This window comes from Shewanella surugensis (assembly GCF_023284005.1).
Classification (GTDB): domain Bacteria; phylum Pseudomonadota; class Gammaproteobacteria; order Enterobacterales; family Shewanellaceae; genus Shewanella; species Shewanella surugensis.
Window position 1 is genome coordinate 23885 of the sequence record NZ_JAKIKS010000059.1, and the last position, 10102, is coordinate 33986.

The window sequence follows — 10102 nt, forward strand, 5'->3', positions numbered from 1 at the left end:
TCTCATTTATTCTTTCTCATTTTTGGAAGTATCAATATGTCGGTAATATTAACGCGGTTATTTCCTTTATGGGTGTTATTGATGGTAGGGACTGCCTTTGCAGAGCCCGCATTTTTTATTGATTTTAAAGGCATGATCACCCCTTTATTGGCATTGATCATGCTATGTATGGGGCTGACGTTAACGGCTCATGACTTTTCGTTGGTAATGCAAAAAAAACGTGTGGTGTTCTTGGGTGTATTACTGCAATTTACGTTAATGCCTTTGTTAGCTCTCTTCATTGCCAAGAGTTTGCAGTTAAATGATGATTTATTAGTCGGTATGGTATTGTTGGGCAGTGTTGCGGGTGGAACAGCTTCTAATGTTATGTGCTTTTTAGCAAAAGGAAATGTGGCATTATCGATTACCATGACGGCAACATCAACTTTATTGAGTGTGGTGTTAACGCCTATTCTAGTTGAATTATTAGTGGGGAAAGTTGTCGATGTGCCGTTTCTCAGTATGTTGCTGAGCATGGTGAAGATTGTTTTGTTTCCCGTAGGAATAGGTTTATTGCTGAATACGTTTTTAACGCGCGTGGTGAGTCGGATCGGTGATTGGTTGCCGTTCTTATCGATGGTGGTGATTGCGTTCATTATCGCGATTGTTGTGGCGTTAAATGTGAGTAATATTGCATCCATGGGACTACTGGTGATGCTAGCGGTGATTTTACATAATGGATTTGGTTTGTTAAGTGGCTATTGGGGGGCTCGATTTTTTGGTTATGATGAAGCGATTTGTCGCACCATTGCCATTGAAGTGGGGATGCAAAACTCAGGATTAGCGGTCGCTTTATCAATGCAATTTTTCAATGCTATTACGGCGCTGCCAGGGGCTATTTTTAGTGTATGGCATGTGTTGTCTGGGAGTGTATTAGCAAGCTTTTGGTTTAATAGAAAAGTCAGCCGTGATGATCCTCGCGCTTAGCATTCAATGGTTGAATCCAACGTTTAAAAATGAAGTGTTAATGTTGTTTTAAAGCGAGGCTGGAAAGCGGCTTGAGGGTGCTAATATCCATCCTGCTAAGTTAGGTTATTTGTTCAGAGCCCCTTCAGATTTTCAATTCAAGGCGCATGATTAAAGGAATGTAGCGACCTTTTGATGTTATGCTGCACGGAAGTGACTCATTTGACTAACTCCCAAGTAGGTTGGTTTACATATATGTTCTGCGTTGCTGAACATTAACGGAGAATAACTAGGCAATCTGGTTAGCAGACCATCATGGTCGTTCGCTTACATCAATCTGATCACGACATTTGTTCATCTGACCAATATGGATATAGGAAATGTCTTATTGTGGTCAGGAACAACAAAGAGCTAAGCATCAGATGACGGTATGTCATTCATGTAGGCAGGCAGGAGTAATCAATGACCTCGTCTAAATACTTTTTAATTCCAGCTGGATCCTGACTTTTCAAGTGGTTTGGGTATATATATTATTTAAAATATCAATTAGACTATACTGATATAGTATGAAAGTCAGTGTGTTAAGCATATTGTTTTTTAGTCTAATAAAAAGGTGCCTGTGTCTAAAATCAGTGTAAAGCAAGATGACTCATTATCGATAAAAATTATCCATCAAATGCAAGTGGGTGATACTCGCCATCTTGGTTTGTATTTTTTTTTCCCGAAAGAAATGGGGATCAGTACACAAAGTATTAATGAAGAAGAATACTATCACTCGGGGATCACAGGAAGGCGTTCTTATCACTCTCCAGGGATCCATCTTCCTCTCGTCCAAAGCCGTTTTATTAGTCAAAAAAAGCGGACGATTGAAGAATTTCGCTTGTATCTAAACTTATTTGCTTATCAGTTTGCTGTGGCTATTGAAACCGACTGTAAAGAGCTCAGGCAAATCGAAGTGGCCAGTGAATTTTATGGGGCATTAAACGAGTTATCCGATCAGGTTTTTCAATTGTTAAAGCGTTTCAGACGTAATGAACCGAGCGATCCTAAATGGAAGTCTTACTTTGAAAATGCGGATAATTATTTATCTTGGTTTTGTGAACAGCAGTTACTGAAATTATTGGCATATTCGCCCAGGGACAGTGAGTTTACTGAAAGTAGTGATGCCATTGTTCAGTTTTGTCGCAAAGAAAAAGAATACCGAGAGCTGCGTCGATATAATTCTCCGCAAACCATCAAAGATCCTAATCGTATTGCCAATAAAATGCTATTACTGAGACGGTTGATACAACGAGGTGTCGTCTTAAAAGAAGAAACAAAACCATTGGGTGTTGGCCTTAAAAAAATGACCACTGGAGTAGCAACCGCTTTAGTCATGCTGGTGGTATCAAGCTTAATTATTAAGGCTCAGGGTGTATTTAGTGGTTTAACCACGACATTAGTGTTGTCCCTTGCGGTGATTTATGGTTTTCGTGAAATTTTTAAAGAAGACATTCGTAATGCATTATGGCGGGCAATCCGTCGGGGTCGTCCTCGATGGAGTCGGATGTTGTCGGATACAACAAGTAAATCACTAATAGCTAAGCAGCTGGTATGGCTAGATTTTATACGTAAAAGTGATTTGCCCGTACCGATTACTGAGATCTTAAAGCAGCGTAATCACCAAAATAAAGTCGACTCGGATATTTTACATTACGGTGTTTACACTAAGGTCAATCATAAGGATTTTTTAGCAGGATATTCGACAATACAAGAGCAAATTAATTTCAGTTTGACTCCTTTTGCGCGTTATTTAGAGCGAGGAAAAGCAAAAATTTATACTGAGAGTGAAGGTAAAATCAGTAATGCTTCTGTTGAAAGACGTTATCAAATCAATTTGATAGCGGTATCAAGAAAGAATAAACAAGAAATGTGTTATGCAAGGTATAAAATAACCATGAATCGCTCAAGTATCATTGAAATTAGTGAGAGTGAACTACCGAGTCAATTCACTCACATTAACGAGAATAAAGAGTAACCGTTATCTCGTGCTAACGATCCTTTTTTGGAGGGGAAATCACTAAAGGATCATGTCTTGTGAAGGCTTGGCAGATGTTATGCTCACCCGTTTGTTTTGCTCGTTTAAGGGCAATTTCTGCATTACTCAAAAACTGCTCTAATGTTTGGTTTTCTTGGTATGATGCAATACCAATACAAATTCCGTCCCCTAAACCGTTAGCTTGTAATTTATTGAGTGACTCCAAGGCAAAGTAATGGGCTTGGTCGGCATCGGTATTAGGCAAAATAATAATTAATTTGCCTAATTGCCACTTTGCAATTTGATATCGATGAGGTAAATCTCTAAATAATTGAGATTCGACTTCTCGTTGTCTATTTTCAATTTGAGCAATATCACTGATGTGACTAAGCATACTTTCGGCGGTGATATCCAATAAGAGTAAGCTGGAGAATTCTTTATTAAGTGGACTCATATTATTAAAGTAATCATCCAGATCGCGTAAACTTACCAAAATAGTACTGCGATGTGGGATTAAATCACCTGCTTGTAAATAATGGCTTTGTGGGAGTGCGCGCTCAAAGGTACTGACAATGTATTCAATATCACCGGCTTCATCTAAGTAACCCTTTAAGGTTGCTTGTGTGCTGGTTTCTAATTGTTCATTGATGTTGGTGTCAATGGGGCCAGTCCAGTTACCTTGAACAAAAATTTGTTGGGTAATTTGGGGCCAGTTTTTGCCTAAGTCTTTATCTAATAAATCGGTTAAACTTTGACCTTTGTGTTCAGTGATATTGAGCATATTATCGAAAGCATTATTCGCTCTAACGATGATGCCGTTAGCGTTAGATAATACCGTTGGAACGGAGTTATCTGTAATAAGTTGATTGAGATAGGCATCTTGTTGGTATTGTTTCAGCTCGCTAACATCTTCGAAAGTGACAATCATATAACGGTATAATTTATCCTCATTCGGTTTGAGGTGAATTTTGACCACTAAGATGTGATTGCCATTGGGATCGACATTCACTTCACCTTTCCAAGATTCATGCTGTGTGAGCTCTTCTAAAATTTGCGTGTAGCGGTCATCTTCTAGTTGCAATATTCGTTGTAAACTTCTATCGGTGAGCTCATCCATAGGTTGAGCTAATAAGTTAGCCGTAATTTCATTTGCGGTGATCACTCGGCCATTATCATTGACTATCATACAGCCAATATCGGCATGAAAGAGCTGGTTAGACAGCTCTAAACTAAACTGTCTTGAGCGCAGAACCAAATGATATAGGTGAGTTAATACTATGGCGAGTGCGCCTAATAGAGTGAGCAGTACGGCGGCAATAATTAAGATATTGCGCCATTGATGAAATTTTGCCGCTGCGTACATAAGAAATGAGAAAATATTCACGACGGGTTTCATATTGAGTGACGAGTTCAATTTTTAGATAGACAAAGGTGGCGTCTTCACCATGAAACTGGCCGAAGTTACTCATGGCGATCTTACGCCATAGGGCAGGGTAACTTTGCTTTAAGCTATCACCTAATACTCGGGGGAAACGACTAATTTCAGGTTTCTCTTTTGCACCTGAATAGAGTAAACCTTGGGTATCAATCATCATTAATGGGGCTTTTTGGCTTGAAAATGCCGGTTTAATGCTATTGACCATTTTTGAGACTGAATTATAAGTGACCAAATAACCTTGTATTTGATGGCCTTCTTTTTCTAACCAAGCTAATTGATATAAATAAGGCTCTAATATACCGTCTATGGGAGTGAATTCGAGCGGAGAGGTGTAGATCTCATGATCGCCCATATTTCTCGAACTACCCAATAAAGAGGGGGGTAACGATTCTTGTCCAAATTCATCAGTGGTTGCAAAAACAAATCGACCTTTTGTATCAAACAATGCGATGCCAAGTAGTGGAGGCACATTATTGACCATGACTTGCCATTTTTTCGTTAAATAGGCTTGCTTTCTCGTTGTCGGTGTTTCTAGGTAATCTTCCAAGACCTCCGATTGAGCTAGCATTTGAGTTCTAAATTGTTGAAAGGAAATGCGATCAGCCATTAAGCCGCCAACAGCTTGTAACTCTGCATATCGTTGTGTTGCCCAGTCTTCCTGTAAGCGACGCTCACCCAATGTAATGATAATGCTGGTGACAATAATGACCGCCACAGCCAACATACACAGCTGACTGGCTAAGCCCAATAAACGTTGGTGTGTCCAATGAAGGCCTTGAGCATGGATGAGAATGGGTAAATTTCGCTTTAGCATTAACCAAATTATAAGTTGTGATTATTTTACAAGTTATGTTAGCACGAAACAGATTAATATACCCAGTAAGCCGTTTTCCTTTAGGTAAATTTTAAACTTTATCTTGGTGACTTTATAATGAGTTTTTTAATTTAGGTTGCTATTTAAATGTGAACATTTCAGTTTCTGAATTATCGTTAAATATAATGTCAGTAAAAGTAAATAAAGGTGATGTAAAATAAACAAAATAAACGCAAAAGAGAGCGTTTATTTTGTTATTTAGAGTATAAGAAAAAGATTCTTATTTATTATCTTGAGGTTGCCACCACCAAGTAAACATTCTGTTGGCAGCCACTTTTACGTCATTGAGTACGATATACAATATGGGGACCAATATTAAGGTGACAAAAGTGGCAAATAAAATACCAAATGCCAAGGACGTTGCCATGGGGATCACTATTTTAGCTTGTAAACTTTTTTCTGCTAAAATGGGCACAAGGCCGACAAAAGTGGTCAATGATGTAAGTAAAATAGCCCTAAATCGATAGCAACTAGAATCGATAGCGGCTTTCAAGATAGTGTGACCCTCTGCGCGCGATCGGTTAACAAAATCAACTAAAATGAGTGAGTCATTCACTACCACTCCTGTTAATGCGACGATACCACATAAGCTCAAAACGCTTAAGTTAATACCCATTATAAAATGGCCAAATAAGGCTCCAATAATCCCAAAAGGGATCACTGACATGACGATTAATGGATGACTGTATGATTTAAGCGGAATAGCCATTAAGGCATAAATAGTAAAAAGTGCAAAAAAGAAACCCTGGATCAGTCCGATTAACGCATCCTCTTCTTCGGCGCTCCCTCCATCTAGAGAGGTCGAAATATGGGGATATTTACGGATTAAATCAGGGAAGAATGCCTCTTTAATTTGTGAAACCACTTTTGAGGGTTCGACTTTATTTTTATCGGCATTGGCTGTAATCGTAATCGCGCGGCGTCCATCAACACGCGTGATAGAAGAAAATGAGTCGCCCAGTTCAATATTGGCCGCAGCAGAGAAGGGAATAGCATCTCCATTTGCGGTGCGAATGAGCATATTTTCTAAATGGCCTATGGTGCGTCTTTGTTCGAGTGGATAACGCACCATGACTTTGATTTCTTCTTTATTGCGTAAAATGCGTTGGGCTTCATATCCATAAAAGCCATAACGTACTTGACGGGCCAAATCAGCCAAGGTTAAGCCTAATGCTTCGGCTTCAGGGCGTATTTGTAAGCGAATTTCTTGGCTACCAGAAGAGAAGTTATCCGTAATATCATATACACCTTGAAAGCTGCTGAGCTTGGCTTTTAACTCATTAGCAGCTTTAGATAATTCGCCTAAATCACTGGAGGTGAGTCTAAATGAAATATCTCCGCCACCCGCATTGGTGGTGGAATTAATCTTTAGTTTTTTCACCGCGACTAATTCAGGTAAGGCTTCGCGCCATCTGGCGGCAATCTCGTTACCTGTAACACTTCGATCTTCCGCTTTGGTTAATTCTGCAAAAATAAAGGCCGAAGTGCGTGAATCAAGGCTAACAAAAGAATGTTTAACCACTTGGGCACCGATCTCTTTCTCGAAATCACTATTAATCGCATATAAACTATTTTCTAATGCTTGTACTGCATCGAGAGTATTTTCTTCAGAACTGCCAGCATCCATTTCAAGATTGACTTGGATGAAATCGGAGGGAATATCGGGGAAGAATACCCAGCGAACTTTACCACTGGTGACCAGTGCAATGGATAATATTAATACGCCAATAAAAACAGCAATGGTATTATAGCGGTTGTTAATACAACGGGTTAAGAAGTCACGATATTGGTGATGGATAAAATATTGTAATTTCTCATTTAGTTTGGTTTTCCATTGCTTAAATTTCCCCGGGTTAGGATTGGGCTTTTTCGCTTTCATATGCGCTAAATGTGCGGGTAAAATAAGTTTTGATTCAATGAGTGAAAAAATCAAACATAAAATAACAACCATACCAATTGATTGCCAAATAATGCCTTGCGGACCTGAGACCAATAACATAGGAACAAAGGCCGCAATGGTGGTTAATACACCAAACGTTGCAGGCATGGCGACTTTTTTAGCACCACGGATCACATTATCGAGAGATTGGCCTTTTTCTTCTATTTCACTATAAGCACTTTCTCCTATGACGATGGCATCATCGACAACGATGCCGAGCACTAAAATAAAGGCAAACAATGTCAACATGTTAATTGAGAGAGAAAAGGGTTCGAAAGGCATAATAAACAGCGCTCCGAGGAAGCTGATGGGTAATCCCATCATGACCCAGAATGCGAGCTTTAAATCTAAAAACAGTGCCAGAATAATAAAAACTAATAAGGCCCCATAGAACATATTAGAGTACATCATGTTCAAGCGCCCCTGTAGATAGTGGGTCAAATCCCCCCATGTATCTAATTTTGCGCCTGTGGGTAATTGTGTTCTTTTTTCGGTAACATATTCTTTGACTTGCTTAGAGATCTCTAATGCATTTTGATCATCAACACTGAGTATTTCGATGATGGCAGCGGGTTGTCCATTAAAGCGGGTATAACCAATACGTTCTTCAAATCCATCTTTAATGGTGGCGACTTGAGGAAGCATGATACGGCTGCCATCGGGGAGAGTGCTGACGACAATTTGAGAAAACTCTTCAGCGTTATAAGCTTGACCTTTGGTCCGTAGCAAAATATCGCCGCCTTTTGCTCGGATAGCACCACCAGGGAGATCGATGGAGGAGTTTTGTACCGCTTGTGCGACTTGTTCAAAGGTGAGGCCATATTCTCTTAGTTTATTTTCAGACAACTCTATGCTGATTTCATAATCTCTTACGCCGCCGACTTGAGCGCGTGTAATGGCGGGGAGGCTGGCGAGTTCATCTCTGATTTTCTTGGCGGTTTCTTTCATTTGTTGTTGGCTAAGATCGCCATAAACGGATAGCCAAATGACATTGTTTTCGGGTTTTATACGGTATATCTGTGGTTTTTCTGTGTTGGCAGGAAAAGTGGCGATTGCATCGATCCGCAACTTTGTCTCATCCAGTATATCTTGCGGATCATAGTTATCTTGTACTTCAATCGTGACAGTACCATCGCCTTCACTGGCGATGGAGGTGACTTTTTTGATGCCATTAAGATCTTGAATAGATTCTTCAATCTTAATGTTAATGCCTTCTTCAATTTCTTGAGGCGCTGCACCCGGATAAGCAACAGATATCCGAATGGTATTTAATTCTGAGCTGGGAAAGACTTCCTTATTGATGAGCGTGGCACTAAATAGGCCGCCAACAATCAGTGCCCACATGAGTAGGTTTGCGGCGACATTATTACGAGCAAACCAAGCCATTATTCCTTTTTCTGTACTCATTACTCGTCTACCTTCGCTAGTCTTTTTGATGGGGTTTCATCGGGGATTTTCTCTTTTTTCGAGTTATCTCCTTCGTTGATGATCTTAACGACTTGCCCATTTTCGACATTGTTTAAACGAGTAGTAGAGATTTTATCTCCGGCCTTTAAACTATCTTTGACATAAACATATTCAAGATCGGTGCGAATAATATTCACATTACGTATTTCAACTTTATTATCGGCATCAATGAGGGTGACCTGATCCTTGTGGATAAGATTTCGGGGTAATTTCACCACTTTTTTTACTGTGCGACCGGTAATAATAGCGGTGACAAAACTGCCATATTTTAGCTTTGCCTGCTGGCTGTGTAGGTTGTCACGAAGGTAAGGATCATTCACTTCGGCAACGAGATAAATCATTCTATTATCCGTGTTGATGACGCCTTCACTGCGAATGATATTGCCGTTCCAAATTTGTGTGTTACCAGCCAAATTGGTACTGAGTTTGACTTGGGTGCTGGGATTGTCAATCGAGTTTAGGTACGCCTGTTCACTATTGGTAATGGGCAGGCGGACTTCAGCAATATCAGTATCATATAGTTCGCCAATCTTGGTGCCTAAAGAGACATATTGACCCAAATCGACGCTTCTGGCTTTGATGATGCCATCGAAAGGAGCGCGGATGGTGGTACGCTCTAAATTACGCTCTGCTCGAGCTTGTGAAGCCTTTGCATACTTGACATTAGCTTGTTCTTTTTTAAGGTGAGGGATCCTAAGGCCAAGCTCTGGGGCGACTTTACTGTCATAGCCTTTCCAATCATTTCTAGCGACTTCTCCTCTGGCTTTTTCTTCATCTAATGCGGCCATTGCTTGGGCAAGAGAGGCTTGGGCTTGCATCAGATCCGCTTCATAATCTGAAGGTTCAATACTGGCCAGCGCGTCGCCTTTTTTGACCATGCCGCCAGCAACAAAACTATTTGAAACGGTCATAATGCGTCCAGCCACTTCTGTGACCAATTGCGTTTTATATTTAGGCGTCACGACACCATAAGAAGATAAATTTAATGACAATGTTTCAGGTTGTACTTCAATAACATTAACAATAGGAATAGGGGCTTCGTCAACCTTTTCTTCTGGTGGCGTTTTGGTACTGTTTAATACTAAAGCTACGGCAATAAATAGGGCCAAAATGATGAGAGGAGAAAGTCTCCTAATGAGCGTGTTTGTCATGATGTCGCTTGTCCATGCTAAGGATTCTTATAATTGTTATATAAATTAACAGAGTCTGGCTAAGGGATAAAATGATTTTTGAAATTAAAATGTATCAAAATCATACAGAGAAAAATGTGGATGGAACAGCTGTCGTCATTTAGAGTGAATATTAGGTAACTAAGTGCTTAACTAAAAGTTATCGTATATTTTGACGGATAATTATCCATGATGTTTTTTACACTCTCTTTGAGTGCATCAAAAGTGATAAAATCATGGCAAGATAACCATT

At 39.8% G+C, this 10102-nt stretch carries 4 protein-coding genes and 1 pseudogene; 2 read left to right on the forward strand and 3 right to left on the reverse strand.

Going from position 1 to position 10102, the window contains the following annotated elements:
* The first annotated feature begins 36 nt into the window (after positions 1-36).
* Together L2764_RS15015 and L2764_RS15020 are read left to right on the forward strand one after the other, a co-directional pair.
* Positions 37-966 (forward strand): bile acid:sodium symporter family protein, encoded by a 930-nt coding sequence (locus L2764_RS15015; protein ID WP_248941072.1) that lies wholly within the window; start codon positions 37-39, stop codon positions 964-966.
* Between the two features lie 598 nt (positions 967-1564).
* Positions 1565-2962: a hypothetical protein gene (locus L2764_RS15020; RefSeq protein WP_248941073.1), complete on the forward strand. Its 1398-nt coding sequence runs from the start codon at positions 1565-1567 to the stop codon at positions 2960-2962.
* Between the two features lie 13 nt (positions 2963-2975).
* Here the strand turns inward: L2764_RS15020 and L2764_RS15025 are convergent.
* The 3 genes and pseudogenes from L2764_RS15025 to L2764_RS15035 all read right to left on the reverse strand — a co-directional run bounded on the left by L2764_RS15025 (position 2976) and on the right by L2764_RS15035 (position 9831).
* Positions 2976-5214: pseudogene (locus L2764_RS15025) on the reverse strand (PAS domain-containing protein).
* Positions 5215-5494: 280 nt separating this feature from the next.
* Positions 5495-8620 carry an efflux RND transporter permease subunit gene (locus tag L2764_RS15030; RefSeq protein ID WP_248941075.1) on the reverse strand — a complete coding sequence of 1042 codons (3126 nt, stop codon included), beginning with the start codon at positions 8618-8620 and terminating at the stop codon, positions 5495-5497.
* Positions 8620-9831 carry an efflux RND transporter periplasmic adaptor subunit gene (locus L2764_RS15035; protein ID WP_248941085.1) on the reverse strand — a complete coding sequence of 404 codons (1212 nt, stop codon included), beginning with the start codon at positions 9829-9831 and terminating at the stop codon, positions 8620-8622. The genes L2764_RS15030 and L2764_RS15035 overlap by 1 nt, the downstream gene beginning before the upstream one ends.
* Between the last annotated feature and the right edge of the window lie 271 nt (positions 9832-10102).